Origin of the sequence: Sphingomonas crocodyli (assembly GCF_004005865.1) — a bacterium.
GTDB classification, from domain to species: domain Bacteria; phylum Pseudomonadota; class Alphaproteobacteria; order Sphingomonadales; family Sphingomonadaceae; genus Rhizorhabdus; species Rhizorhabdus crocodyli.
This window is the reverse complement of the sequence record NZ_SACN01000001.1, coordinates 1,978,238-2,005,234: the sequence shown is the minus strand read 5'-3', so window position 1 is coordinate 2,005,234 and position 26,997 is coordinate 1,978,238. Positions and strand designations below refer to the sequence as shown.

General features: G+C 65.9%; 27 protein-coding genes. 10 read left to right on the top strand and 17 right to left on the bottom strand.

Annotated features, from left to right (window positions below):
• Positions 1-3 precede the first annotated feature (3 nt).
• Complete coding sequence (locus EOD43_RS09630; RefSeq protein WP_240653132.1) at positions 4-795, top strand: hypothetical protein; 792 nt, start codon at positions 4-6, stop codon at positions 793-795.
• Here EOD43_RS09630 and EOD43_RS09625 read toward each other — a convergent pair.
• The 5 genes from EOD43_RS09625 to EOD43_RS23625 form a co-directional block, all read right to left on the bottom strand.
• Positions 782-1,663: a transglutaminase family protein gene (locus tag EOD43_RS09625; RefSeq protein WP_127743258.1), complete on the bottom strand. Its 882-nt coding sequence runs from the start codon at positions 1,661-1,663 to the stop codon at positions 782-784. The genes EOD43_RS09630 and EOD43_RS09625 overlap by 14 nt on opposite strands.
• The gene (locus EOD43_RS09620; protein WP_240653131.1) at positions 1,663-4,185 is read right to left on the bottom strand and encodes a circularly permuted type 2 ATP-grasp protein; all 2,523 of its coding nucleotides are present in this window, start codon (positions 4,183-4,185) and stop codon (positions 1,663-1,665) included. The genes EOD43_RS09625 and EOD43_RS09620 overlap by 1 nt, the downstream gene beginning before the upstream one ends.
• Before the next feature lie 21 nt (positions 4,186-4,206).
• Positions 4,207-7,539, bottom strand: a complete 3,333-nt coding sequence (locus EOD43_RS09615; protein ID WP_127743256.1) for a transglutaminase family protein — start codon at positions 7,537-7,539, stop codon at positions 4,207-4,209.
• A gap of 153 nt (positions 7,540-7,692) precedes the next feature.
• On the bottom strand, positions 7,693-8,313 hold the full coding sequence (locus EOD43_RS09610; protein ID WP_127743255.1) for a LysE family translocator: 621 nt from the start codon (positions 8,311-8,313) through the stop codon (positions 7,693-7,695).
• On the bottom strand, positions 8,310-8,453 hold the full coding sequence (locus tag EOD43_RS23625) for a hypothetical protein (protein WP_164857172.1): 144 nt from the start codon (positions 8,451-8,453) through the stop codon (positions 8,310-8,312). The genes EOD43_RS09610 and EOD43_RS23625 overlap by 4 nt, the downstream gene beginning before the upstream one ends.
• 117 nt (positions 8,454-8,570) lie before the next feature.
• On the opposite strand from EOD43_RS23625, the gene EOD43_RS09605 reads away from it, so the two are divergent.
• The 4 genes from EOD43_RS09605 (at position 8,571) to EOD43_RS09590 (ending at position 12,288) form a co-directional block, all read left to right on the top strand.
• Entirely contained in the window at positions 8,571-9,935 is a 1,365-nt protein-coding gene (locus EOD43_RS09605; RefSeq protein ID WP_127743254.1) for an aminotransferase-like domain-containing protein, read from the top strand.
• A gap of 102 nt (positions 9,936-10,037) precedes the next feature.
• Positions 10,038-10,613: a pyridoxamine 5'-phosphate oxidase gene (gene pdxH, locus EOD43_RS09600; RefSeq protein ID WP_127743253.1), complete on the top strand. Its 576-nt coding sequence runs from the start codon at positions 10,038-10,040 to the stop codon at positions 10,611-10,613.
• Positions 10,610-11,494, top strand: coding sequence for a cation diffusion facilitator family transporter (locus tag EOD43_RS09595; RefSeq protein WP_240653130.1), 885 nt, complete (start codon positions 10,610-10,612; stop codon positions 11,492-11,494). Before pdxH ends, EOD43_RS09595 begins: the two co-directional genes overlap by 4 nt.
• Positions 11,491-12,288 carry a PhzF family phenazine biosynthesis protein gene (locus EOD43_RS09590; protein WP_127743251.1) on the top strand — a complete coding sequence of 266 codons (798 nt, stop codon included), beginning with the start codon at positions 11,491-11,493 and terminating at the stop codon, positions 12,286-12,288. Before EOD43_RS09595 ends, EOD43_RS09590 begins: the two co-directional genes overlap by 4 nt.
• Here the strand turns inward: EOD43_RS09590 and EOD43_RS09585 are convergent.
• The 6 genes from EOD43_RS09585 to EOD43_RS09560 form a co-directional block, all read right to left on the bottom strand.
• Entirely contained in the window at positions 12,285-12,830 is a 546-nt protein-coding gene (locus tag EOD43_RS09585; RefSeq protein WP_127743250.1) for a PilZ domain-containing protein, read from the bottom strand. The genes EOD43_RS09590 and EOD43_RS09585 overlap by 4 nt on opposite strands.
• A gap of 105 nt (positions 12,831-12,935) precedes the next feature.
• Positions 12,936-13,415, bottom strand: a complete 480-nt coding sequence (locus EOD43_RS09580; RefSeq protein WP_127743249.1) for a PilZ domain-containing protein — start codon at positions 13,413-13,415, stop codon at positions 12,936-12,938.
• Between the two features lie 242 nt (positions 13,416-13,657).
• Positions 13,658-14,935: an SAM-dependent methyltransferase gene (locus EOD43_RS09575; RefSeq protein WP_127743248.1), complete on the bottom strand. Its 1,278-nt coding sequence runs from the start codon at positions 14,933-14,935 to the stop codon at positions 13,658-13,660.
• A gap of 190 nt (positions 14,936-15,125) precedes the next feature.
• Positions 15,126-16,490, bottom strand: a complete 1,365-nt coding sequence (locus tag EOD43_RS09570; protein WP_127743247.1) for a cryptochrome/photolyase family protein — start codon at positions 16,488-16,490, stop codon at positions 15,126-15,128.
• Positions 16,491-16,497: 7 nt separating this feature from the next.
• A complete protein-coding gene (locus EOD43_RS09565; RefSeq protein ID WP_127743246.1) occupies positions 16,498-16,911 on the bottom strand; it encodes a hypothetical protein in 414 nt (137 codons plus the stop codon).
• 28 nt (positions 16,912-16,939) lie between these two features.
• The gene (locus EOD43_RS09560) at positions 16,940-17,854 is read right to left on the bottom strand and encodes a histone deacetylase family protein (RefSeq protein ID WP_127744694.1); all 915 of its coding nucleotides are present in this window, start codon (positions 17,852-17,854) and stop codon (positions 16,940-16,942) included.
• Positions 17,855-17,891: 37 nt separating this feature from the next.
• Between EOD43_RS09560 and EOD43_RS09555 the strand changes: the two genes are divergently transcribed.
• The gene (locus EOD43_RS09555; protein ID WP_127743245.1) at positions 17,892-18,842 is read left to right on the top strand and encodes an alpha/beta hydrolase; all 951 of its coding nucleotides are present in this window, start codon (positions 17,892-17,894) and stop codon (positions 18,840-18,842) included.
• On the top strand, positions 18,839-19,318 hold the full coding sequence (locus EOD43_RS09550) for an RNA pyrophosphohydrolase (protein WP_127743244.1): 480 nt from the start codon (positions 18,839-18,841) through the stop codon (positions 19,316-19,318). The genes EOD43_RS09555 and EOD43_RS09550 overlap by 4 nt, the downstream gene beginning before the upstream one ends.
• Before the next feature lie 21 nt (positions 19,319-19,339).
• Here the strand turns inward: EOD43_RS09550 and EOD43_RS09545 are convergent, their stop codons facing one another.
• Complete coding sequence (locus EOD43_RS09545; protein WP_127743243.1) at positions 19,340-19,999, bottom strand: OmpW/AlkL family protein; 660 nt, start codon at positions 19,997-19,999, stop codon at positions 19,340-19,342.
• A gap of 152 nt (positions 20,000-20,151) precedes the next feature.
• Here EOD43_RS09545 and EOD43_RS09540 point away from each other — a divergent pair, with 152 nt between their 5' ends.
• A complete protein-coding gene (locus EOD43_RS09540) occupies positions 20,152-21,159 on the top strand; it encodes a GSU2403 family nucleotidyltransferase fold protein (protein WP_127743242.1) in 1,008 nt (335 codons plus the stop codon).
• On the opposite strand, the gene EOD43_RS09535 is transcribed toward EOD43_RS09540, so the two are convergent.
• Genes EOD43_RS09535 through EOD43_RS09525 form a run of 3 tightly spaced genes read right to left on the bottom strand, consistent with a single transcriptional unit; the run spans position 21,160 to position 23,749 of the window.
• Positions 21,160-21,621, bottom strand: a complete 462-nt coding sequence (locus tag EOD43_RS09535; protein WP_127743241.1) for a GreA/GreB family elongation factor — start codon at positions 21,619-21,621, stop codon at positions 21,160-21,162.
• A complete protein-coding gene (locus tag EOD43_RS09530) occupies positions 21,618-22,403 on the bottom strand; it encodes a DUF1365 domain-containing protein (protein WP_127743240.1) in 786 nt (261 codons plus the stop codon). Before EOD43_RS09530 ends, EOD43_RS09535 begins: the two co-directional genes overlap by 4 nt.
• The gene (locus EOD43_RS09525) at positions 22,400-23,749 is read right to left on the bottom strand and encodes an NAD(P)/FAD-dependent oxidoreductase (protein WP_127743239.1); all 1,350 of its coding nucleotides are present in this window, start codon (positions 23,747-23,749) and stop codon (positions 22,400-22,402) included. The genes EOD43_RS09530 and EOD43_RS09525 overlap by 4 nt, the downstream gene beginning before the upstream one ends.
• A gap of 367 nt (positions 23,750-24,116) precedes the next feature.
• On the opposite strand from EOD43_RS09525, the gene EOD43_RS09520 reads away from it, so the two are divergent.
• Both EOD43_RS09520 and EOD43_RS09515 read left to right on the top strand, forming a co-directional pair.
• On the top strand, positions 24,117-24,917 hold the full coding sequence (locus EOD43_RS09520; protein WP_127743238.1) for a DUF1295 domain-containing protein: 801 nt from the start codon (positions 24,117-24,119) through the stop codon (positions 24,915-24,917).
• 8 nt (positions 24,918-24,925) lie between these two features.
• Positions 24,926-25,951, top strand: a complete 1,026-nt coding sequence (locus tag EOD43_RS09515) for an SAM-dependent methyltransferase (protein ID WP_127743237.1) — start codon at positions 24,926-24,928, stop codon at positions 25,949-25,951.
• A gap of 123 nt (positions 25,952-26,074) precedes the next feature.
• On the opposite strand, the gene EOD43_RS09510 is transcribed toward EOD43_RS09515, so the two are convergent.
• Positions 26,075-26,443 carry a GFA family protein gene (locus tag EOD43_RS09510; protein WP_127743236.1) on the bottom strand — a complete coding sequence of 123 codons (369 nt, stop codon included), beginning with the start codon at positions 26,441-26,443 and terminating at the stop codon, positions 26,075-26,077.
• Positions 26,440-26,844, bottom strand: coding sequence for a DUF2177 family protein (locus EOD43_RS09505; protein ID WP_127743235.1), 405 nt, complete (start codon positions 26,842-26,844; stop codon positions 26,440-26,442). Before EOD43_RS09505 ends, EOD43_RS09510 begins: the two co-directional genes overlap by 4 nt.
• Positions 26,845-26,997: the final 153 nt, after the last annotated feature.

Sequence of the window (26,997 nt, the reverse complement as noted above, 5' to 3'; positions counted from 1 at the left end):
ATGATGGCGACGATCATCGGCAGGGACTTTCAAGATGACAGCAGCGCGCGCTTCTTCCGCATCAGCGCGATCGTCATGGCCGGCATCATCGTGCTGGGCTTTTCGATGCAATGGGCATTGGGCCGATCGACCTTCATGGCGCCGTGGACAGTCCACGCCCACGCCCTGATCTTCTTCGGCTGGACCGCCCTTTATGTCACGCAAAGCTTCCTTGCGGGCCATCCGACCGCCATCGCGCTGCATCGCCGCCTGGGCTGGATCGCGCTGATCTGGGTTCCGCTGATGGTTGCGGCGGGGATCGCCGTCACCATCATGATGGTGCAGCGGGGCCATGCGCCCTTTTTCTTCACGCCGCTCTACTTTCTGATCATGAATCCGATGACGATCCTGGCCTTTGCGGGATTGACCGGGGCGGCGATCGTGATGCGCCGGCGCACCCAATGGCATCGTCGGCTGATGTTCTGCGGGATGACGATCCTGCTGGGACCGGCCTTTGGTCGATTGCTGCCGATGCCGTTCCTGATTCCGGCGGCCGGCTGGGCGGTTTTCGCCGCGATCATCATCTTCCCGCTGATCGGCATCCGCCGCGATCTAAGGGTCGATGGCCGGGTCCATCCCGGCTGGTGGTGGGGCGCCGGGACGATAGTGGCGATGCAGATCGCGATCGACCTGATCGTGCTGAGCCCGGCCGGACCCGCATTTTACAGGGTCGTGACCGCCGGCACGCCGGGTGGCGTCTTGCCGCCGTCGGCCTATCCGCCCCCACCGATGGGGCCGATCGTCACTGGCCGATAGGCTCCACGTCGACCGACACGTCGACCTTCTGCCCGTCCAGCCCGGTGAACACGCCGTCGATCGGCGCGACATCCGCATAATCGCGGCCCATCGCGGTGATGATATGATCCGGTCCCACCATGCAGGCATTGGTCGGATCGAAGCCCAGCCAACCGCGCTTCGGCCCGCACCAGATCGCCGCCCAGGCATGCGTCGCATCGGCGCCGATCAGCCTTTCCTTGCCGGGCGGCGGCACGGTGCGCAAATAGCCCGAGACGTAAGCGGCGGGCAGGCCGTGGCCGCGCAAAGCCGCGACCATGATCTGCGCGAAATCCTGACAGACGCCGTGCTTCTTCTCGAACGCCTCGGCCGGCGGCGTATCGACGGTGGTGGCGCTGCCATCATAGACGAACTCGTCATGGATGCGCGTGGCGAGCGCCAGCCCCGCCTCGACGATCGGCCGATCGGGCCGCAACAGATCCGCCGCCCAATCGGTCGCCGCCTGAAACAGCGGGATCGACGGCGAGGGATAGAGATAATTGGCGGGGCTTTCTGGGCGCTTGTCGGCCTTGGCGCGCGCCAGGCTGGCGATTTCGGCGACGGACAGGTCGTCCGCCTCGGGCACCGGCACTTCGCGATCGACCCGGATCCGCATCCTGCTTTCGATCAGGATCTCGCGCGCCGGCACCTCCAGCACCATACGGCTGACGAAGCCCAGATAGCCGATCGGCTTGGGTTGGGAGAGTTTCGCGGTCGGGCTGATCTCCAGATCGAAGCCGTCGAGCCGCTGCCCATCCCATTCGATCGGCTTCAGCCGCAGGTTGCAGCGCGCGAACGTGACGGGGAAGGCATAGCGGAACCGCGTCTTATGGCTGATCTGATAGAGCATCAGGCTAATGTCATCCCGCCCATGCGCAGGCTTTCCGATCCCTGCAGGAAGAAGCGCTTGCCGATCGCATCGGACAGATCCTCGAGCATATTCTCGATCCCCAGCACCGCGCTGGTATCGAGCGTCTCGGCGGTCGCGGTGCGCACCGCGGCCTCGATCCGGATCGACAGCGAGACATGCGCTTCGGCCATGCCGTCGTCGCGCAGGGTGGGCAGGCGATCGAGGTGCTGGCGGATGCGCCCGACCTGATAGGCGATCGAGCGCGGGTTGAACGGATCAAGCGCGATCATGTCGCGCACCGGCTCGACCGCAAGGCCGGTCAGATACCGCGCGCGATAGCTGATCTGCGTGTCGTTGAGGTCGAGCAGGGTCGTCAGGTCGTCCGCCGACGCATCCTTGCCCGCAAAGCTGCGCAGCAGGCGACAGACCATCAAAGCGCGCTCCACCCGGCGGCCCAGATCGTGGAAGCGCCAACCGGAAGTACGGCCCATATTCTCGGCCGCCAAACCCGCCAGCGCGGAGAAGCGCCCCTGCAATTCCACCGCGCGCGCCAAGGTCGCTTCGGCATCTTCGGAGAAACGCCGGGGGAGCGGCGCGTCGATCAGGCGCCACACATCGGCCGACAGGCGATCGCGCATCACGCTGGCGATCATCCGCGCGCTGCGGATCAGCGAGGCGACGCTGGCCGCACCATCGCCATCGAGCGCGAGCAAGGCGAGGTGGCGCAGGTCGTGCGTCTCGCCGCCGTCGACATCATGCTCCTCGGCATCGTCCTCGGGCTCCGGCCCCGTGCGCGCGGCGCCGGTGGAGACGAGCAGCGAGCCGAGCCGGTCGAGCGTCAGCGGGAACAGGGCCGCGCCGCCATCCGCCACGATGCTGCCGCCCAGCGTCGAGCGTACCAGCCGCAGCGTGGACTCGCCACGCTCCAGATAGCGGCCGAGCCAGTAGAGATTGTCGGCCGCACGGCTCGTCAACGTGCCCGGATTGCGGCGGATCGGGACGAGCGAGGGCAGCAAAGATGTCTGGTCGGTCACGGGCTTGCGCCCCACGATCCAGACGTCGGCGGAAAAAGCGCCCTCGCCCATCACGGTCGCGCGCACGTCGCTGTCGTCGCCCAGCCGCGCGAAGCCGCCGGGCATCACCGTCCAATGCCCCTGCGCATCGCGCGCAGCGAAGACCCGCAAGGTGAACGGACGCGGCACCATCGCGCCGTGCTGAACCGCGGGTGTGGTCGAGACGCGGACGATCTCCTGCCCGACATAGTCCATCGGGCGCAGCTTCATGTCGGCAAGCAGCCGTTCGCGATCGACGGCCGACAGCGAAGACCCCAGCACTGGCCGCCCACCGCGCAGCCCCATCGGCGCCTCACGGAAAGCGGGCCCGATGAGCAGTTCGTCGAGATTATCCTCGACAAAGGCGCGCGGCCCATCCTGCCCGCACCACCAGGTCGCGATATTGGGCAGCTTGAGTTCTTCACCGATCAGCCGGCGGGCGAGCGCGGGAAGGAAGGCAGCGAAGGCATTGGCTTCGATCACGCCCGCGCCCGGCGCATTGGCGATGACGGCCTGTCCCGCCTCCATCGCGTCCATCAGCCCCGGCACGCCGATCGCCGAACCCGAATCGAACGCCAGCGGATCGAGATATTTGGAATCGATCCGGCGCCACAACGCGTCGATCCGCTTCATCCCCTCGATCGTGCGCACGAACAGCCCGTCGTCGCGCACCGCCAGATCGCTGCCTTCGAGCAGCAGCAGGCCCAGATAGCGCGCCAGGTGCGCCTGTTCGGGATAGGACTGGTTGTAGCGGCCCGGCGTCAGCAGGCCGATGCGCGGTTCGGACCGGCGGCACACCGCCGACAGACCTTCGCGGAAGGCCGAAAAGAAGCCCGCCAGACGTTCGACCTGCAAGCGCGTCTGCAGATTGCCCATCACGCGGGTCGCAGCGAGGCGGTTTTCCAGTGCATAGCCAGCACCCACGGGCGCGCGCGCATGATCGTCCAGCACGCGCCACTCGCCGCTCGGGTCGCGTCCCAGATCGACGGCGTAAATGTGCAGGCGATAGCCGCCCGGCGGCTTCACCCCGATCTGCGAACGCCAGAAATCGCGGCTGCCGGTGATCAGTGCCTCGGGCACCGCACCGCTCAGCACCATCTGCTGCTCACCGAAGATGTCGCCGAGCAGGCGTTCCATCAGTTCGGCGCGCTGCGAAACGCCCTCGGCGATGCCGTGCCACTCATCCTCGCCGATCAGCAGCGGGACGGCGGAGAGCGGCCATTGGCGCTCCTGCCCTTCGCCGGGCAGGCGGAAGGCGGTGCCGAGTTCCTGCACCTGCCGCGCGATACGCTGCTGGATCGTGTCGAGCCGCCCGCCATCGGCAAGCTCGCTCAGCCCGTCAAAGAGCGTGTGCCACCAGTGCGCGCCACGGCCCGCATCGCCGCGCAGCGTATCCGCCGCGCCCGCGACGCCGATATAGCTGTGCAGCCAGCCTTGTCCGAGACTTGGCATTCCCGGCAGCTGCGCCATCAGTTCCCCCTGCATGGCGCGCTACACGATCGGCGGTGCGCGAAGGTCTAGCGTCATCGGAAACTCGCTCACCCTCTCCTGTATCGGCATCGTCACCGGGCCGGGCGTGTGTCCATGATCCTGGAACCGCGCACGGCGTCGGGCCTCCGCCTCATAATCGTTCACGGGGACCGTATCATAGTTTCTGCCGCCGGGGTGAGCGACATGATAGACGCATCCGCCCAGCGAACGGCCGTTCCACGTATCGAGTATGTCGAAGGTCAACGGCGCGTTGGGCGGCAGCAGCGGGTGCATGCTGTTTGCGGGCCACCACGCCTTGTACCGCACCCCGCCAACCGCCTCGCCCGGAACTCCCGTCGGCGTCAGCGGCACGCGCCGCCCGTTGCACGAAACGATGTGGCGGCCGGGGATCAGCCCGGCGGCCTTGACCTGCAGCCGCTCGGTCGAGCTGTCGACATAGCGCACCGTGCCGCCGATCGCGCCGGTTTCGCCCAGCACATTCCACGGCTCAAGCGCGTGCGCGATCTCCAGCGACACGCCACCCGCCTGCACGGTACCGTGAACGGGGAAGCGGAACTGCCGCTGCGCCTCGAACCATGCCGGATCGAAATCGTAACCCGCCCCGCGCAGGTCGTTCAGAACCTCCAGGAAATCGGCCCAGACGAAGTGCGGCAGCAGGAAACGATCGTGGAGCGTCGTGCCCCAGCGCACGAACCCGCCCTTCTGCGGCTCGCGCCAGAACCATGCGGTCAGAGCGCGGAGCAGAAGCTGCTGCGCAAGGCTCATCTTCGCCTCGGGCGGCATTTCGAAACCGCGGAATTCGAGCAGGCCGAGCCGTCCGGTCGGGCCGTCGGGCGAATACATCTTGTCGATGCAGATTTCGGTGCGGTGCGTATTGCCCGTCACGTCGACCAGCAGGTTGCGGAACAGCCGATCGACCACCCACGGCGCCGGCTGCGGCCCCTCATCCGGCCCCGGCACCTGCGCCAGCGCGATTTCGAGTTCGTAGAGGCCGTCATGCCGCGCCTCGTCGATGCGCGGCGCCTGGCTGGTCGGGCCGATGGTGAGGCCCGAGAACAGATAGCTGAGCGACGGATGCCGTTGCCAGAACAGCACGAAGCTCTTGAGCATATCGGGCCGGCGGATGAAGGGCGAGTCGTTCACCGAACGTCCGCCCAGCACGATATGATTGCCGCCGCCGGTGCCGATCGCGCGCCCGTCGACCATGAACTTGTCGGCGGTCAGCCCGCATTCGCGCGCCATGTCGTACAGGTTGGTCGTGATGTCGACCGTCTCGGCCCAGCTGCCCGACGGCTGGATATTGACCTCGATCACGCCTGGATCGGGCGTGACCTTCAGAACCTGAAGCCGCGGATCGGGCGGCGGGGCATAGCCTTCGATGCGGACGGGAATGCGGGTCTTCGCCGCCTGCGCCTCGATCTCGGCGATCAGCTCCAGATAATCCTCAAGCCGCTCGGTCGGCGGCAGGAACACCGCGACGTGATCGCCGCGCGCCTCGGTCGTCATCGCGGTGCGGACTGCGCCGGCGATGATCGTCTGCTCCTGCCGATCCTGCGCAACGGCGCCGGTCGCCGGAGCCACGGCCTCCGAACGCTGTTCGATCGCCGCATGAAAATCGGGCAATTCCTCGCGCGGCTCTGTCGTGTCGCGCGGGTGGAGATAGGGATAGGCGGCCGGCGGCACGAAGGGCAGCGAGCCGAGCGGCAGGCGATAGCCGATCGAGGCATCCCCCGGCATCACGAACAGCTTGCCGCGTCGCACCGTCCACTTTTCGGATCGCCAGCGGCGGCCGGTGGGTGCCTGCGCCGCCTGCCACGCCTGGATCGGCAGGACATAGCCGACCGGCTTGCTCAGCCCGCGTTCGAACGCCGTCACCATCCGGCTGCGCGCCTCGGGATCGTCGATCTTCGGGTCGGTCGGGTCGACATTGTCGGGAAGCTGCGCCTCCTTCACCGCCCACTCGATCCCGTCCTCAAAAGCCGGCTCGATCATGTCCGCGCCGACGCCCAGCCCTTCGGCCACGCGCGACAGGAAGGATTGGGCATCGTCGCTGGTCAGCGGCTTGCCGGCCTCGGCGCTGCCCGCGATCAGGCTCGCGTCGCGCCACACCGGCACGCCATCCAATCGCCAATAGACCGAATAGCCCCAGCGCGGCAGGCTTTCGCCCGGATACCATTTGCCCTGCCCGTGGTGGATCAGCCCGCCCGGCGCGAAGCGATCGCGCATCTTACGGATCAGCCGGTCGGCATAGCCCGCCTTGGTCGGCCCTACCGCGTCGCCATTCCATTCGGGCGCTTCCGGGTCGTCGATCGCAACGAAGGTCGGCTCGCCGCCCATCGTCAGTCGCACGTCCTGCGCGGCGAGATCGGCGTCGACCTTTTCGCCCAGCGCGTTGACCGCATCCCAGCGGGCGTCGGTGAAGGGCTTGGTGATGCGCACCGCCTCGGCAATGCGCTGCACGTCCATCGCATAGGCGAAGTCGGTCTTGACCGGATCGGGCGACGTCGGCGTCCAGCCGCCCTCGATCGGCGATGCCGACTGGTGGTGCGGCGTCGCGGCGAGCGGAATATGCCCCTCGCCCGCCAGCATCCCCGATGTCGCGTCGAAGCCGATCCAGCCCGCGCCGGGCACATAGGCTTCGGCCCAGGCATGGAGATCGCAGACATCGTGCGTCACGCCTTTGGGACCGTCGATCGGGGTCACGTCGGCGACCAGCTGGATCGAATAGCCGGACACGAAGCGCGCGGCGAAGCCGAGGCGGCGGAGCAGATGGACCAACAGCCACGCACTGTCGCGGCAGCTTCCCGATCCGATCTCCAGCGTCTCCTCGGGCGCCTGCACACCCGGATCGTAGCGGATGACGTAATCGACCTGTTCGCGCACCGCCTGATTGACCTCGACGAGGAAGTCGATCGTGCGCTGCTTCGTGCCGCCAAAGCGGGCGAGCAGGTCTTCGAACAAAGGCCCCTGCGGCTCGGTTTCGAAATAGGCGGCGAGATCGGCGGAAAGCGCGGGCGCGTAGAGGAAGGGCCGGTGTTCGGCATAATCCTCGACGAAGAAATCGAACGGGTTCACGACCACCAGATCGGCGATCAGATCGACCGTGATCGAGAAATGATCCGCCGGCTCCGGAAACACGATCCGCGCCAGCCAATTACCGTGCGGATCCTGCTGCCAGTTGATGAAGTGGTTTTCCGGGCTGATCGACAGCGAATAGTTCGGCACCGCCGTTCGGCTGTGCGCGGCGGGGCGCAGGCGGATGATCTGCGGGCCAAGCTGGACCGGGCGGTCATAGCTGTAGCTCGTGCGATGATGGAGCGCGGCTTGAATCATGGCCGCAAAGGGATGCCGCAACCGCTTGTGCGGTGCAACAGAGTCGTCATCTCCTTTTCCTCGTCATTGCGAGAAGCCGAAGGCGACGAAGCAATCCAGGCCCGAACCAGAGATGGTTCGCGCGCCTCTCGCATGCGGGCCTGGATTGCTTCGCTACGCTCGCAATGACGAGGTTATGAGTTCCACGATCCCCGGCACCAAAGACGCGACCAGCAGGGCCGCCATGCCGATGTTGAACGCGCGCAGGAGCCCCGGCCGATCGAGCCAGTGGCGGATCGCCACGCCGCCGCCCGCCCAGCACATGATGCACGGCAGGCCGGTGAGGCCCAGCACCGCCGCGACGATCAGCACGTCGGTCGTCAGCGTCTCGGGCCGCGAGAAGCTGGTCGCGGCGCCCAGGCACATCGCCCACGCCTTCGGATTGACCCACTGGAACGCCGCCGCGCCCCAGAAACCCAGCGGCTGCGCGCGTGGCCTCACCTCGCCAAGTCCGGTGGATGTCGCGATCTTGTAGGCGAGCCACAGCAGATAGGCGGTCGAGACGATGTGGAGCGCGGTGTAGAGCCACGGCACGCTTTCGATCAGCCCCGCCAGCCCGAAACCGAGCAGCAGCACCATCACGACGCAGCCCGCGCTGATCCCGAACACATGCGGCAAGGTGCGGCGGAAGCCGAACGTGGCCCCCGACGACAGCAGCATCATATTGTTCGGCCCCGGCGTCCCCGACGAGACGATGCAGAAGGAAGCGGCCGCCGCGAGCAGTTCGGGCGTCATCGCCCGAGTGCTTTGGCAAGGTCGTACTGCGCCGCCACGCCGCCGTTCCAGCGATCGTCGCTGATCGCCGACGCCGCGACGATCAGGACGGTGCCGCCCAGAAAGAAGGTCACGATGCTGGTGGTCAGAACATTGCGCATGGAACGTCTCCTTTTTTGGCCGAGTCTCCGATTGGCCGGTTGACGCCGCCGAATTGTCCTGGCAATTGTTACATGTCAAAATTTATATTGTCATAGTGACAATGTTGGAGACAATCGATGTGGACCCCCGTTCTGGCCGACGATGTGGAGACGGTGTCCGGCCGCCTGCTCTCGGCGATGCGCCGCGACATTGCGGACGGGGTTCTGACGCCCGGCGAAAAGCTGCCCACGCATCGCGATCTGGCGCACCGGCTGGGCATCGGCCTCGGCACGGTCACGACCGTCTATGCCGAAGCGGTGCGCGAAGGGCTGATCACCGCGCAGGTCGGACGCGGCAGCTTCGTCGCCGATCAGGCGAGCCTTGCGCCCCCGCTCGACGACGGCACGATCCGCATGTCGCAGAACGTGCCCCCCCTCGCCCCCGCGCAGCGGCGCTTCGCGGCGACCTTCGGGCGGCTGCGCCAGCGCCCCGACCTTGTCGACCATCTCGGCTACGCCCCGCCCGAAGGCTATGCCGCGCACCGCCGGCTCGGCGCCGAATGGCTCAAGCGCGTGAGCGGGCATGACGCGATTGATGTCTCGAAGCTGATCGTCACCACCGGCGCGCAGCAGGCGATGACGCTGGCGTTCGACACGCTTTGCAAGCCCGGCGACACCTTGCTGTGCGAGGCGGCAACCTATTTCGGGATGCGATCGATCGCGCAGGTCGGCGGCTACAAGCTGCGCGGCGTGGCGATGGACGGCGAAGGGCTGTTGCCCGATGCGCTCGACCAAGCGGCGGCGGAAAGCGGCGCGAAACTGCTCTACACGCTCCCCACGCTCCAGAACCCGACCGGGCGGATCATGTCGTACCGGCGGCGAATGGAGATTATCGAGGTGGCGCGCAAACGTGGCCTCTGGATCGTCGAGGACGATCTCTATTCGGTCTTCGCGATCGGCACCGCCCCGCCCCCGCTCAGCGCCTATGCGCCCGATCGCTGCATCTACATCAACGGCACGTCCAAGGCTTTGGCGCCGGGCCTGCGCGTCGGTTACATGGTGATGCCCAATGCCGACCAATATGATGCGGCGCTGCGCCTGATCCGCGCGCGCATCTATTCGCCCGCATCGCTGGGCGCGATGATCGCGAGCCAGTGGATCGAGGACGGTACGGCCGACGAGGTGGTGGCCGAGGTGCAGGCCGAAATGCTCGCCCGCGGCGCCATCGCCCGCGACAGGCTGGGCAGCGCGTGCGAGGCGCCCGCCGATCCGCGCTGTCCGCATCTGTGGCTGCCCATGCCCGAAATCGACGCCGAACGCCTCGCCGCCCGCGCGATGCGCGCCGGTGTGGAGATCACGCCGCCGTCCGCGCCGTTGGTCGATGCAGGGATGTTGTCGGGCGTGCGGCTGTGCATCGGCGCGGTGGCGGATCGCGCGACCTTGTCGAGCGCGGTCGATCGGGTGGCGGATGCCCTGCGCGAGCGCGATCATGGCGTGGTCTAAGTCCCCTCGTCATTGCGAGGAGCCGCAGGCGACGCGGCAATCCATTCCGAAGTGCGGAGTGGATTGCTTCGCTACGCTCGCAATGACGGGTAGAGAGAGACCATGACCAATCCCTTCCCCATCTTCGAAAGCTGGTTCGCCGAAGCGCGGACGAGCGAGCCCAATGATTCGAACGCGATGGCGCTCGCCACCGTTGGCGCCGACGGGCAGCCTTCGGTGCGCATGGTGCTGCTCAAGGGCCATGATGAACGCGGCTTCGTGTTCTACACCAATTTCGAAGGGCGCAAGGCGGGCGAGTTGCTGGCGCATCCCAAGGCGGCCCTGCTGTTCCACTGGAAATCGCTGCGCCGGCAGATCCGCATCGAGGGGCCGGTGAGCCGCGTCACCGATGCCGAGGCCGACGCCTATTTCGCGACCCGCGCGCGGGATTCGCAGCTGGGCGCCTGGGCCTCCGATCAATCGCGCCCGCTCGACAGCCGCGAGACGTTCGAAGCGCGCTTCGATGCGGTGAAGGCGCGCTTCGAAGGCGGCGACGTCACCCGTCCGCCGCACTGGTCGGGCTTCCGCGTCGCGCCCGAACGGATCGAGTTCTGGCAGGATCGCGCCCACCGCCTCCACGAACGCCGCCTGTTCACGCGCGCCGGCGACGGCTGGAGCGAAGGACTGCTCTACCCGTGACCCTCAACGTCCGCGCAGCATTGGCGTCGGTCTCGGTCGCCCTCATCCTCGCGATCCTGAAGGGTCATGCGGCGTGGATCAGCGGGTCGGTCGCGATGCTCGGGTCGCTCGCGGATACGGTACTCGACATCGTTGCCTCGCTCGCCACGCTCTACGGCGTCCGCCTCGCCGCCCGTCCCGCCGATCGCAAGCACCGCTTCGGACATGGCAAGGCGGAGGCGATCGCGGCTTTGTTCCAGGTCGTCCTCATCAGCATTTCCGCCTTCGGGCTGATCATCCGCGCGATCGAACAGTGGATCGAGGGCGCGGAAACCGGCGCGGCGCATGAGGGGATCGCGGTTTCGGTCCTCTCGCTGATCCTGACCGGCGGGCTCCTGCTTTATCAGCGACGAATCATTGCGCAGACCGGATCGGTCGCGATCCGCACGGACAATGTCCATTATCAGAGCGATCTGCTGCTCAACGGCGCGGTGATCGTCGCGCTGGTGCTCGACGGTTTCGTGGGCGTTACTGGCGCGGATCCTCTGTTCGGCATCGCGATCGCTTTGTGGCTCGCCTGGGGCGCGTGGCGCGCGTCGGGCGATGCGATCGATCAGCTGATGGACAAGGAATGGCCCGAGGAGAAGCGCCAGGCCTTCGTCCGCGCCGTCCGCTGCCATCCCGAGCTTGAGGGCATTCACGAACTGCGCACCCGCACGTCGGGCGACCGCGATTTCGTCCAGTTCCACATCTGGGTCGATCCCGCGATGACGATCGGCGAGGCGCATCGCGCGATGGACGCGCTGGAAGCGCGCCTGATGGCCGAATTCCCCGACACCGAAATCCTGATCAACCCTGAACCGACCGGGCAGTTCGACCCGAAAACGGAGATGACCGCGTGACCAGCCTGCCCTTCCACCAGGTCGATGCCTTTGCCGACCGGCCCTTCGTCGGCAATCCGGCCGCGGTGATGCCGCTCGACGCGTGGCTGCCCGACGATGTGCTGCAGCGGATCGCCGAGGAGAACAATCTGGCGGAGACCGCCTTCCTCGTCCCCGATGCGAGCGGCGAGGCCGATTATGAGCTGCGCTGGTTCACGCCGACGGTCGAGGTCGCCTTGTGCGGCCATGCGACGCTGGCGAGCGGGCATGTGCTGCTGTCGGCCGATCCGACGCTCGACAAGGTGCGCTTCCGCACGCGCAAGTCGGGCCTGCTGGAGGTGTCGCGCGCCGATACCGGCTATCGGCTTGCCTTGCCCGCATGGAAGACCGAGCCGAAGTCGCTTCCCCTGCCCCTGCTCGGCGGGGTCGGCGGCGCGCCGGTCGAGACCCTTTGGCGCGACGGCGGCTATGCGCTGCTCGTCTATGGCAGCGAAAAGGAGATCCGCGCGCTCGACCCCGATTTCCGCGCACTGAAGCCGCTGGGCGATCTGCTGCTGATCGCGACGGCGCCGGGGGATGAGACCGACATCGTCAGCCGTGTCTTCGCGCCCGGCGCGGGGATCGACGAGGATCCGGTGACGGGATCGGCGCACTGCCTGCTGACTGCCTATTGGGCCGCCCGCCTCGGCCGTGACAGCTTCACCGCCTTTCAGGCGTCCGCGCGCGGCGGCCATTTGCGCTGCACGCTCAAGGGCGACTGGGCGATATTGGAGGGGCGGTGCGTGACGGTGATCGAGGGGCGCTTCCGCCTCTAATGCCCGGTCTTGGCGGCCGGGTTCGTCAGCTGCACGCGTGCAGGCTGGGCTTCGATGACGTCATCGGAGGGCGAAACCGGCATCACCTCGATACCCTGTTCGGACATCCGCACCACCAGATGCAGTTCGATGATGGCGCCGCCGGCCTGCGGCATTGCGAACTGAGCGGCGCTGATCTCCTCACCGATCCGCGAGGCCAAGCCGGGAAACGTCTCGATAAAGCCATCGTCGGAGGCGACGGCGCCCTTGAGCTCCAGCGCCGATAAGGGCTGCGCAAACTGGCAGCCGATCCTTTTTTCCCCCATCCAGACGACCCGCGCCTCGCGCCAGCCGATCAATGGCACATCGATCATCACCGACGCGCCCAGAAACAGTGAGACGTTGACGAGCATCGCGAAGCCGCCGCCCGACAGATCGGTGACGATGACATTGTGGATCGCGTCTCCGGACGCGCCCTCAAGGTCGAGCACGATCGAAAGCTCCGGGCGAATGCGCGCGGAAAGATGAACTTCGATGCGCTCGTCATGCCGGCGATCAGTCATCACGCAACTCAACACAGCTACTGACAACGGTGACAATGGCGGAAAATCGGGAAGGTTCCGCTGCGCAAAAACTGATTCAGATTAGTTTTGAGAGAGAGAGTGCCGTTAAATCTGATCGACCGACAGCACCTCGACCCCGCGTTCCGACAGGCGCACGGCAAGTTCGAGTTCGATCACCGCGCCGCCCGCCAGCGGCATCGATGTGAGCGTGGTATCGAAGCGCGTGGTCATCTGCGCGACGAGGCCGGGGAACAGCTCGTTGAAATCGCCATCGGACGCGACCGCGTCCTCAAGCTCCTGCGCCGACAGCGGCTCGGCGAACTGGCAGCCGATGCGCCCTTCGGCCATCCACATCACATGCGCCTCGCGCCAGCCGACCAGCGGCACTTCGACCATCACGGGCGAACCGAGGAACAGGGTGGTGTTGCCCAGCATCGAAAAGCCGCCGCCCGAAAGATCGGTGACGGTGACATGCTGGATGATGTCGCCTTTCGCGCCCTCCATATCGAGCGCGATGCAGATGCCCGGGCGCAGCCGGGCGGACAGGTGGACTTCAATACGTTCGTCGTGGCGCCTGTCGCTCATACTCAACTCGATCGGATTGGTTCGATATCGGAGCAACCGCGGAAAAGCGCCAAAAGTTCCGCGCCCAAAACTAACCTGTGTTGAATTTACAATTGTATGGAAACGCCTCGACCACCCACCTCGTCATTGCGAGCGTAGCGAAGCAATCCAGGCCCGCATGAGAGAGGCTCGCGACCTAACTCCAGTGCGGGCCTGGATTGCTTCGTCGCCTGCGGCTCCTCGCAATGACGAGGGGGTGGATATCAGCGCTTCACCAGCGTCACCTGCGCCACGTCGATGCCGCCGCCGGCAAAGCCGCCTTCGCAATACATCAGGTAGAAACGCCACAGTTTGATGAACTCGGCATCGAAGCCGTCGGGCAGCTTGTTGGCCGCCACGGCCGCATCGAAGCTGACGCGCCAGCGCTTGAGCGTTTCGGCATAATGGAGGCCGAAGCCGTGGCGATCGCGCCATTCCAGCCCCGCCTTTTCCGCCGCCGCACGGAAGCGGCTTTCGGAGATGAGCATCCCGCCGGGGAAGATATAGGTCTGCACGAAATCTGGATCGGTGCGGTAGCTGTCATAGACCGCATCGTCGATCGAGATGAACTGGATCGACGCCTTGCCGCCCGGCTTCAGCGCGCGGGCGATCGCCTGCATGTAAGCCGGCCAATATTCCTCGCCGACCGCCTCGACCATCTCGACGCTGGCGACCGCATCATATTGATCGGGCACGTCGCGATAATCGCAGATTTCGAAACGCGCCTTATCGCCAAGCCCCTTCGCAGCCAGCCGATCGTCGGCATATTTCTTTTGTTCGATCGACAAAGTGATGCCGGTAACGTCGGCGCCGTATTCGGCGGCCGCGACCTCGGCCAACCCGCCCCAGCCGCAGCCGATTTCGAGCAGCTTGTCGCCGGGCTTGAGATCGAGCCGGTCGAGCATCGCGCGGATCTTGCGGACCGATGCGTCCTCCAGCGTCTCGGACGGCGAAATCGGATCGGCGAACAGCGCCGACGAATAGCTCATCGTCCGGTCAAGCCAGAGTTCGTAGAAGTCGTTCCCCAGATCATAGTGGAATGCGATGTTCTTGCGGCTGTTCGCGCGGCTGTTTCGGCGGAAAGCGTGCAGGATCATGTTGAACGCGCGCAGCGGCCCCTGCGCGCGGCCAAGCTCGCCCAGCGGATGCCGGTTGCGCATGAACAGATCGAAGATCGGCACCGGATCGGGGCTGGTCCATTCCCCCTCAGCCCAGCTGCGATACCAGCCGACCGAACCGGCGGTGACGAGGCGGACGAGCGGCATCCAGTTCTTGAGTTCGCAGATCGCGACCGGGCCGTTGGTGGGATTGCCCAGCACGCGGAAGCTGCCGTCGGGCAAGGTCGCCTCGATCGCGCCTTCGACCAGGCCGGTGTGAATCGTATCGAGCAACCGCTGGAATCCCGGCGCGAACAGCCGGGCGATCAACCCTGCGCCGGTCGCGAAACCCCGATCGGCCTTGACGAGATGGCGTCCGCGAGCGGCGGGCGGCTGGGCATTCATCGGTTGTGTTGCTCCCCTCACAACAGCGTCGATAACCGGCTGTATAACGGGGGATACGGGGCGGGAAGCGGGTTTGTTGCGTTATGTGTCGTCACCCCGCAAATTTCGTCATCCCGGCGGAGGCCAGGATCTCAGGAGAGTAGCGGCACGCAGGAGCCGCCTGAGACCCCGGCCTCCGCCGGGGTGACGGCTATTTGCCAGCCGCCGCCAGCGCCCGCTCCCGTGCCTCGCGGTGGCCGATCAGCGGCTCGGGATAATCGTCCGGTGCGCATCCCGCTTCGTGCGGATCGTGGATCGCGTCGCCCTCCAGGCCGCGCAGTTCGGGAACCCACTCCCGGATATAGTCGCCCGCGTCGAACTTCCGCGATTGCACCAGCGGCGCCATGATCCGGCCGAACGGGTTGCTGTCGATCCCGGTGCCCGCCACCCACTGCCAGTTGACCGCGTTGTTGCCGTAATCGGCATCGACCAACGTATCCCAGAACCAGCGTTCGCCACGCCGCCAGTCGATCAGCAGATGTTTGATCAGGAAGGACGCCGCGATCATGCGAACGCGGTTGTGCATCACGCCGGTCGCCCACAGTTCGCGCATCCCCGCGTCGACGATCGGGTATCCGGTGCGCCCCTGCGTCCACGCATCGAAATCGCGATCGGCCGCAGATCCCGTCCGCCAGCGGAAATGATCATAGGCTTCACGGCCATTGCGCCGTCCGTAATCTGGCAGGATATCGATCACGTTCGCGGCGAAATCGCGCCACGCCACTTCGCGCAGCCAGGGTTCTGCCTTGGCGCGGCTATGCTTCGCGGCGCGGTGCCAGACATAGGCTGGCGAGACTTCGCCGAAGTGGAGGTGCGGCGACAGGCGCGACGTGCCGTCGATCGCCGGCATGTTCCGGTCATGGTCATAATCTTCGATCTTCGGCAGGAAGTCCGCCAGCGCCTCGCGCGCGCCCACCTCCCCCGGCGTCCAGATGTCGAAGCCCTTCGCCCAGTTCGGTTTGGTCGGCAGCAGATCCCAGTCGGACAACTTGTCGCCCTCGATCGCGACGTGCGGCGCGGTGAAGGCCGAAGGTGCCGGATGCGGGGTCGACGGCGGCATCTGTTCCTTGAGCGCGCGCCAAAAGGGGGTGAAGACGCGGTAGCGCGTATGCGATCCGGTCAATACGCCTTCGGGCGCGGCCAGCCGCCCGCCTTCGTAGATGCGCAGATCGAGATGCTTGGCGAGCGCCTCTTCGGCCGCCTGCCACCACGGCTCATAATGGCGGATGGCGTGAACGGTCTTCGCGCCGATCGCGTCTGCGACCGCGCGCACCTCGGCGACCGCATCGCCCCGGCGCAGCACCAGCCGCCCGCCGCGCTCGCGGATTGTCTCGCCCAGCGCGGTCAGGCTGTGGTGGAGCCACCAGCGTTGCGCCCCACCGGTCGCCCACGCGCCGGCGGCATCGTCGTCGAGCACATAGACCCCGATCCACGGCCCCTCATGGGTCGCGGCGGCGACGGCGGCTTGATCGGAAAGGCGAAGATCCTGGCGAAACCAGGCGATGGAAGCAGTCATGCGCCCCTTAACGCGCCGGACGCGCGGGGGCTGCGAGCGTCTTCAAAAGCACGGCACGATCGGCCTCGGGCAGCGCGCGGATCAGTTCGATCAGCTTGGCGTTGCTTCGCCGACGCCGCTCGGCCTGCAGATCCTCATCCTTCTTGAGCAAGGATTCGAGCGCGTCGACGTCGATCGGGACGGCGGCGATCAACTGGGTGCGTTCGAGCCGCAGCGCGTCGATCTCGCTCTTGAGCTCGCCTGCGCGCGGATCGGGCTGGGCATAGATGCGCGCCGCGATCGTGCGTCCTTCGGCCGACATGCCGTTCCAATTGGGACCGGGCGTCAGGATCACCGGCGCAGGTGCCGGGGCCACGGGCTTGGGCGCGGCGGCCAGAGCGGGCGCGGAAATGGCGGCGAGCAAAGCAAAACGGAGCGACATCGGGGGCATCCTTTCGATCGGCCCCGCTCTACGCCGTCAGTGGCGCCGCGACAAATGCCCGATGCAGCGCAAGGATCGTCGCGACATGGCGCCGCGCCACTGCCATCCGATCCGCGCCATAGCCGCCACCCAGCGCGCTCGCGATCGGCAATCCGCGCCGCCGCGCCTCGTGCATCACGAAGCCATCGCGCGCCGCCAGCCCCTCGTCGCTGAGCGCCAGTCGTCCCAGCCGATCGTCCCCATGCGGATCGACGCCCGCCTGATAGAGGATGATGTCCGGCGCGAAATCGTCGATCGCGCGCGGCAATGTTTCGCCGAGCGCGATCAGATAAGCGGCGTCATCCGTCCCATCGGGCAGGCCCAGATCGAAGCTGCTGCGCGCCTTCCTTGCCGGGAAATTCTTCTCGGCATGGATCGAAAAGGTGAAGATGTCGGGTCGTCTGGCGAGCAGGGCTGCGGTGCCGTCGCCCTGGTGAACATCGAGATCGACGATCATCACGCGCCCCGCATCGCCCTCCTCGATCAGCCGGTTCGCGGTGATCGCCAGATCGTTGAACACGCAATAGCCCGCGCCCGTATCGGCCAGCGCATGGTGGCTCCCGCCCGCCATGTTCGCGGCATAGCCATGTTCGAGCGCCAGCTTTGCCGCCATCCACGTTCCCCCCGGTGCCAGCTGCGCGCGGCGCGCGGTGCGCGGGACGATGGGGAAACCGATCCGTCGTTCCTTCACCGGCGGCACCGCGCAGGCCAGCACCTCGGCGACATAGGCCGGATCGTGGATCGCCTCGATCCAGCCGACCGGCATCGGATCGGGCGCGTGGATGATATGCGGCACCCCGCTTTCGGCCAGCGCCTGCATCACCAGACCATATTTGTCGAAGGCGAAGCCGCTGCCCACCGCGCCCGGCGCGACATAATCGGGGTGGTGGACGACATGCAGCATCTTGCCAGCGTGCGCGCCCTGCCCCACCTCGTCGGTCATGGATAGCGACTTCATCCGTCCCGATGTGCGGACGTTCCTCGACAAGATCAATGGCATGGACCGGCCGGCGCTCTATACGATGCCCGCCGCGCAGGCCCGCGCGCAATCGGCGCAGGACAATGCGCGCAGCGATCTGCCCGCCGATCCGATCGCGTTCCGGCGCGACATCGACATCCCTGCGCCGCACGGAACGATCGCCGCGCGCTTCTACGATGCGCAGGAGGCGCGCGACGAGGCGGGGCCGCTGATCGTCTTCATTCACGGCGGCGGCTTCGTGCTGGGCGATCTCGACACCTATGACAGCGCTGCGACAGCGATCGCCAACGGGACCGGGCTTCCCGTTATCTCGATCGCCTATCGCCTCGCGCCCGATCATCCCTGGCCCGCAGCACCCGACGATTGCGAGGCGGCGTTGCGCTGGATCGCGGAGCAGCCCGATCTGTTCGGCCGCTCTTACGATCGGATCGCGCTGGCGGGCGACAGCGCGGGGGCGACGCTCTCGATCGTATCGGCGATGGCGCTGCGCGAGACAACCGCCGCCCTGCCCGTCACCGCGATCTGGGCGCTCTACCCCGCGACCGACCTGCGCCGCCGCTATCCCTCGACCGAGCGGTTCGCCGAAAAGCATATGCTGACCGCCGATCTGCTGCGCTGGTTCAACGAATGTTATGCGCCCGATTTCAAGCATTGGCGCGCATCGCCCGCTTATGGTCTGCTCGCGGGCCTGCCGCCGGTGCTGGTGTCGACCTCGTCGCTCGATCCCTTGCTCGATCAGGGCCGCGCCTTCGCCAAGGCGCTGGTCGAGGCGGGCGGCAGCGTCACCTATGACGAGGCGGCGGGCACGATCCACGGCTGGCTCACGCTGCGCCGCGCGCTCCCCTCCGCGAACGCAGATCTCGCGCGCAGCCTTGCGCTTTTCCGCACTTTGATCGACCTGAGGCCATCATGACCGATCTTCCCTATCGCCCCGCCGCCGCGATCATGCTGCTGAACGCCGAAAACAAGGTGTTCGTGGCGCAACGCATCGATACCAAACTCGAAGCCTGGCAGATGCCGCAGGGCGGGCTCGACCCCGGCGAAGACCCGCTGACCGGCGCACTGCGCGAACTGGAGGAGGAGACGGGCATCCCGCCCCGCCTCGTCGAGATCATCGCCAAGGCGCCCCAGGAACTGCTCTACGATCTCCCCCCCGAAATGGTCGGCCGGATGTGGGGCGGCAAATATCGCGGCCAGACCCAGCACTGGTATGTCGCCCGCTTCCTGGGCACCGATGCCGACGTGAATCTGGAGACCGAGCATCCCGAATTCCGCGTCTGGAAATGGGCCGACGCGAACGACCTGGTCGACATGATCGTGCCGTTCAAGAAGCGGCTCTATGCCGAAGTCGTCGAGATTTTCCGCGAGCATCTCGGGGCGCCCCGCTAAGGCGCCCCTTGGTGCCGGCCGTCAGAAGCGCGTGCCGATGCCAATCCCGAACACGAGCGGATCAAGGTGGACCTTCACCCGCTGCACGCCCGCATTGGCGGTGGTGAGGCGCGTCTTCGTGTCGATATCGATATATTTGACGTCGACGTTCATGAAGATCTTCTCGGTAATATCGAAGTCGATGCCCGCCTGCGCCGCCCAGCCGAAGCTGTCCGACATGTGCACGTCGGTCTGCCCCACCGCACCGCGCAGCGCCTTCGACGCCTTCTCGCTGTAGAAGATCGTGTAGTTCACGCCCGCGCCGACATAGGGTCGCACCTTCGCCTCCGGCGCGAAATGATATTGCGCGGTCAGCGTGGGCGGCAGCACCCAGGTCGATGCCAGCTTGCCCAGCGTGCCGGTGGTCCCGGTCTTGCCGCTCGCATTGTGCTTGGTGGTCGCGGCGATCAGTTCGAAGCCGACATGGTCGGTCGCCATATAGGTGACGTCGACCTCGGGCATGATCGAATTGTTCACCTTCACCTTCTCGCCCGGAAAGGCGGGCAGGATGCTGCTGCTCTTTTCGTTCGGCGCGACCAGGATCGCGCGGGCGCGAACGATCACGTCGCCCTGCTTGGCGTGCGCGGGGGCCGCTATGCCTGCGATCGCGGCCGTGGCGAGCAGGATGATGTTGCGGCGCATAGTCTGTCTCCTTCTTCCCTGATGGAGACTGCCCTGCGCCTGGAAGACGGTTGCGGCATTGACGGGGATCAATCCTTGCCTTTCACGCCCAAAGATTGATTTTTCGGGATTTATCCCACATATTCCGAAAAGCGAAAATTGTGGGATAAACGGTGAGAACCCGCGTCGACCCCTTCAGCGACGAACAGGCACGCACCCTCGTCAACCTTCGCCAGCGCTACGAGGTGTGGATGGAGGCCGAACGTGCCCTCGCCGCCCTCCCTTACGATCTGCGCCGCAAGGAAATCGGTGGGCGCGCCTATCTCTATGAGATTGCCGACCGCAGCGGCAATGGCCGCAGCCTAGGCCCGTGGTCGCCCAATCTCGAGAAACAGTTCGACGATTATCGCACGACGAAAGCGGCGCTGAAACAGCAACGTGACGACAGCCGCATTTCGCTCGCGGAAAGCTGCCAACTCTACCGCGCCCTGCGGCTTCCCCTGCTGGCCAGCGAGGCGGGCGCGATCCTGCGCGAAACCGATCGACGCGCCCTGCTGGGCAGCCACCTGACGGTCGTCGGCACCAATGCCCTGCCCGCCTATCAGATCGAAGCCGGGGGCTTCATCCGCGCCGTGCCCGACGAAACCTTCGACTTCGATCTCACATGGTCCGCCAGCGCAGCCGATGAAGCCGCCAAGCCGGTCTGGGATATGCTCAAGGCGGTCGATTCCACCTTCACGGTCAACACCGAACGCCCCTTTCAGGCTCGCAATTCGAAAGCCTACGAAGTCGAGATTCTGGCGGCGCCATCGCGGGTCGACACAATGGGCCGCACCGATCGCCCCATGCCGGTCGCCTTGCCAGAACAGGAATGGCTATTGCTCGGCCAACCGGTCGATCATGTCGTCGTCGGTCGCGACGGCGCGCCGGCCCGGATCGTGGCGCCCGATCCCCGCTGGTTCGCGCTCCAGAAGCTGTGGATGTCGGGACAGGCCAAGCGCAATCCGCTCAAGCGACCGAAGGACCGCGCGCAAGGGATCGCCCTGCTCGATACGGTCGACCTGACGATGCCCCAATATCCGTTAGGCGAGGCGTTCGCGGCAGAGCTGCCGCCCGAACTTGCGCCGCTGTTCGACGAATGGGCCGCCGGACGCCCCGAACGCCCCGCGCCCGCCTGGTAGCTAGAGCGGCTTCACCCCCAGCACTTCGATCGCCTCGGCACGTCCCGCAAAGTCGACGCGCTCGCCCTCGGCCGCGCCGATCAGCGCGCGGGCGATGGGCGATGAGAAAGAGATCATACCAGCCGCCGGATCGGCCTCGTCGTCGCCGACGATCGCGATTTCGTTGGTCTTGCCGTTGAGTTTGTAGCGGACGCGGGTGCCGAAGGCGGCTTCCTCGCCGTCGGCCACAGGCTGAACCTCTGCGGTCGCCTTGCGGGTGCGCCAGTAGCGCAAGTCGCGCTTGATGGGTTTCAGCGTCTCCTCGTCACCGCCCTCGGCGACGCGCGCTTCGAGTGCGGCGACCTTGGTTTCGATGAGCTTCAGGCCGTTTTCGGTGACGAGGTTGGGGCCGGGCGGGATCGGCAGCTCGAACTTGGGTTCGAGATGTTCGTCGTCCCCCTCACGCCGGAAGGCTACGCTCATTCTGCGGCCGCCATCTGCGGCGCGACGATCGAGACGCCGTCGCCGCTCACCGCGACATGGCGGCGCACGCCGACCCGCTTGAGGAAGAGCCAGAGCGCCTCGACATGGATGCCAGCGACAACCTTGAGCGTCAGCAGCGGGTGGCGCACGAACTGGCGCACCCATTCGCCATCGGTCATCTCGCGCCGCGCGCCCGCGAAGGCCGCCATGATCAGCGGGCCGTTGGCGTCGCTACCCTCGACGATCACCTTGGTCCGATCACCCGGCACATCGACCGTGAAGTCGTAGCGCATGTCGATGTCCATGAAGGGCGAGACATAGAAGCATTTGTCGCACGCCTGCTTGATAGTGCCGTCCTGCGGGCCATCGACCGGGATGACGTAGCTGTGGCGTTCCTTGAAGGTGTTCGTCACCTCGTAAATGATCGTCGACAGCGCCCCGTCGCGGCGGTGGCAGAACCACACCGACAGCGGGTTGAAGACGTGGCCGAGCATCCGGGGCATCGTCAGCAAACGGATCGCGCCGCCATCGGGTTCCTGCCCCGCCTGCCGCATCAGCGCCTCGATCTGCGGGCGCAGCGGCACCCCCGATCGATCGCCGAAATCCCTGTCGAAGAAGGAGAACAGGTTGAAGCGATTGCGCGAGAACAGCCGCGATTTAGCGGACAGCGCGTCGATCTCGTCGAGGTCGAACAGGCACTGAAACACCTTGTAGCGCAGCTTGTGCGCGCGCGGGCGATAGCGCTGGTGAAAGACTTCGCCCGTATAGATCGCAGATTTCACGCCGCGGCCGCCTTCGCGTTACCGACCAGTTCCATCGAAAGACGGCCATTGGGATTTTCGACCGTCCACGGCCGCTTCGCGCCCAGCATCTCGGCGACCGCAAGGCCCGATTGCAGCCCGTCCTCATGGAAGCCCGCGCCCAGATGCGCGCCGCAGAAGAAGGTGTTGCGCGCGCCCTGAATGCCCCAGATCTGCCGCTGCGCTTCCAGCGCGGCATGATCGAAGATCGGATGTTCGAAGGTGGTGCGGTTCAGTTCATGCCCCGCCCCGATCGCGCGATTGGGGTTGAGCGTGACGATCAGCGGGCGCTTCGTCTCGAAACCCTGCAGACGGTTCATCCAGTAGGACACGCACAGATCGCCGGTCGCATCATTGGCGTGGCGGCGGCCGAAATAATTCCACGCGCCCCACAGCGAACGCCGCTTGGGCATCAGCGCCGGATCGTCGTGCAGCACGGTCTGGTTGATCGAATAGCGGAAGGCGCCGAGGATCGCGCGCTCCTGCGGGCTGGGATCGGCGAGCATCGCCAGCGCCTGATTGCCGTGCGACGCGATCACCACATCGTCGAACGTATCGCGATGGCCGGCGGTGTCGACGATCGTCACCTGCCCGCCTTTGCGTTCGACCTGCGCAACGGGTGTTCCGACGCGGAACTCGCCGCCGAAGTCGCTCAGCAGCCGTTCGACATAAGTGCGGCTGCCGCCCACCACCGTCCGCCATTTCGGGCGCGCGCCCAGATTGAGCAGGCCGTGATTGTCGCAGAAGCGCACGAACGCCTCGGCCGGATAATCGAGCAGCAATTGCGCGGGCGCGGACCAGATCGCCGCCGCCATCGGCAACAGATGATCGTCGCGAAACGCATCGCCATAACGCCCCTGCTCTAGCATCTGGCCCAGCGTCATATCGCCGAAGCCGCCAATCCCCGCCGCCGCCTCGCGATAGAAGCGGACGAGGTTGCGCAGCATCGACCAGAAGCGCGCCGAAAACAGGTTGGATGGCTGTGCGAACAGCTGCCAGATCCGGTCGCCGGCGGCATATTCGAGCTTCCCGTCGTCGAGCGAGACAGCAAAGCTCATGTCGGTCACGCGCGCATCGACGCCCAGATGGCGGAACATCGCGATCAAATTGGGATAGGTGCGATCGTTATAGACGATGAAGCCGGTATCTACGGGCAGCGTCTGACCGCCGCCCATATCGACGTCGATGGTGCGGCTGTGCCCACCGGGACGCGCTTCGGCCTCGTACAGCACCACGTCGTTCGTCTTCGCGAGCAGCCACGCCGCCGAAAGCCCGGCGATCCCGCTGCCCACAACCGCGATACGCTGTCCGCTGCGGCCTTCACTCATCACGATACCCCACCTGAATGCACGGCCTGCCCCGGCCCTCGCCCAGTTACGGGCGCGATGGCGCGCGGGTTGCGAACCGTCCCCGGCCGCACAGCTAAACTGTAGGGAGCCGATGCGGAAGCCCCGGCCGCGTAACGGTCCCCGCCTCCCTTTCCTCGTCATTGCGAGAAGCCGAAGGCGACGAAGCAATCCAGGCCCGCATGAGAGTGGCTCGCGACCTAACTCTAGTGCGGGCCTGGATTGCTTCGCTTCGCTCGCAATGACGAAGTGGGGAAATGGGCGATACGATCGCACCCGCATCGCAACCACTTGGCCTCGCCCGCCGTATTGCCTACCAAATGACGAAGGGGGACGATCGGGGGCAGGCATGACAGCCATCACCAGCATCATAGTCGCGGCCATCGTCCTGTCGGTGATGATGGCGACCGCATGGTGGGTGCAGACGCGCACCAACCAGTCGGGCTGGGCCGATGTCTTCTGGTCTTTCGCGATCGGGCTGGGCGGGATCATCGTCTGCTTCGCGCATGTCGGCGGGGCGCCCACGCTGCGCACCGGCCTCGTCGCCGCAATGGTGATCTTCTGGTCGATCCGGCTGGGACATCACATCCTCATCCGCACGCTAAGCGCGAAAACGGAAGATCCGCGATACGCCGATCTGCGCCGCGAATGGGGCGATCGTTTCCAGTTGCGACTGTTTCAGTTCCTTCAGATTCAGGCCCTGTGCGGCCTCGGCCTGGTCGCCAGCATCTTCGCGGCCGCGCATCGGCCGGGCGATTTCCCGCTGCTCACCGACTGGATCGGGCTAGCGATCCTGATCGTCTCGGTGATCGGCGAAGGCGTGGCCGACCGGCAGTTGCGCGCCTTCGCGAAGAACCCGGCGAACAAGGGCAAGGTCTGCGATGTCGGCCTGTGGGGCTGGTCGCGCCATCCCAACTACTTCTTCGAATGGCTCGGCTGGGTCGCTTACGCCGTGATCGCGATCGATCTCACAGGCGGCTGGTGGCAGGGCTGGCTGGCGCTGATCGGCCCGGTGCTGATGTACTGGCTGCTCGTCTATGCCTCGGGAATCCCCCCGCTGGAGGCGCATATGCTCCGCTCTCGCGGCCAGGCCTTTCGTGACTATCAGGCGCGCACCAGCGCCTTCTTCCCTCTCCCTCCCAGAAAGTAAGACGCTTCATGGATCTGATCGCCGCCGCCACCGCCGCCGTCGAGCGGTTGCCGCTTCCCGACCCCGTCACTTTGGGCGGTGTCCGCTTCCTTGTCGGCAATACCGGCCGCCGGCTCGCCAAGCTGCCGAGCAACGATGCCGAATTCGCCAGGACGATGGCCGATTACCCGATCGCCACCCACACCGACGACGCGAACGCGCAGCATTACGAAGTGCCCGCCGGCTTCTTCGACCTGTGCCTTGGCCCGCGCCGCAAATATAGCTCGTGCTTCTATCCCTCCCCCACCTCGACGATCGCCGAGGCCGAGGTGGCGGCGCTCACCCAGACGGTCGAGCATGCGAAGATCGAGGACGGGCTGGACATATTGGAGCTTGGCTGCGGCTGGGGTTCGCTCAGCCTCTACATGGCCGAAACCTTCCCCAATGCGCGGATCACCGGCGTTTCCAACTCGCACGGCCAGCGCCAGCATATCGAGAAGCTGGCCGCCGCGAAGGGGCTGACCAACCTGACGATCATCACCTGCGACATGAACGATTTCCAGCCGGAAAAGCGTTTCGATCGTGTGGTTTCGGTCGAGATGTTCGAACATATGTCAAACTGGGATGCGCTGCTCGGCCGCGTGAAGCGGTGGGTGAAGCCCGAAGGCTATCTGTTCATCCACATCTTCACGCACGATAAATCCTGCTACCGCTTCGATCATGCCGACAAGGCCGACTGGATCGCGCAGCATTTCTTCACCGGCGGCGTGATGCCCAGCCACGGCCTGATCCGCCAATATCCGCAGCATTTCACCGTCGAGGAGGAATGGCGCTGGAACGGCAAGCATTATGAACGCACCGCGTTCGACTGGCTCCGGCGGTTCGATGCCAACATCGACAAAATCCGCCCGATCCTGAAGGACACCTACGGCAAGGATGCGAACCTGTGGGAACGCCGCTGGCGGATGTTCTTCCTGGCGACCGCCGGCCTCTTCGGCTGGCAGGACGGCGTGCCGTGGGCGGTGAGCCATTACCGGCTGAAGCCCAGCGCCTGAAAATCCTCCCCGATACGGGGAGGTGGCGCCGAAGGCGACGGAGGGGGCTGGCGGCGAACGACATCGCCTGCCTCTTGCCCCCTCCACCGCTTCGCGGTCCCCCTCCCCGTCCCGGGGAGGAGTTCAAAGCGCCGCCTTCGCCTTGTCCCAATCCTTGCCGTCGAACGGCACGATCCGGACGTCCAGATCCTCCCAGTCGTCCACGCATTTCAGGTGGATGCTGATCCCGTCAGGGTGCGATCGGGGGCGGTAGAAGCTCTTGATCCCGCACTGCGAGCAGAAGATGTGCCGCGCCTTGCCGCTGCCGAAGCGGTAGGTTGTCGTGTCCTTCTGCCCTTCGAGCAGGCGGAAGCGCGTGTCGGGGATGATCAGGTGCAGGAAGCCCGTCATCGAACAGATCGAGCAGTTGCAATCGAGCACCTCGATCGGCCCGTCGTCGACGGTCGCTTCGAACCGCACCAGCCCGCAATGGCAACCGCCTTCTATCTTCATTTGGTGACGATCCGCGTCAGGAAATAGGCCGCCGTTGCCGACGAACCCGAGACGAAGGTGCCCCAGGCCATGTCGGCCAGCGTGATCCTGCTCGACCACACGACCAGGGTGGCCTGATTGGTCAGATCATAGGTCGCGTAGCAGAAGAAGCCGAAGGCCGCGCCCTTCACCAGCGCCCCCTGCCAGCCGGCGCCCGACAAAGCGGGATTGACCGCGAAATAGACCAGGCCGCCGATATAGATGAGGTAGAAGATCACAGCCGAGATCATCCGCGGCTCGGGCGCCAGGATCGATCCGATGATCGGCTTGTAGAGGTGCGGCCCCACCTGCGTCAGCCAGATCGCGTCGATGATCGCGAACACGATCAGGGTGGCGACATAAGCGACGGCGATCCTCAGCATGGCGACATCTTCTCCCTGTTGTGGAGGCGTAATGGACCGGGAAAGGCGCGGGTTCCATCCCCTTCGCACCCAAATGGCCTTTTGCGCATCCATCCGCCGATCCGGCTGCGTAAACCACAAAGCCGAACCCGGTTCGGCACGTCACAGATCGAA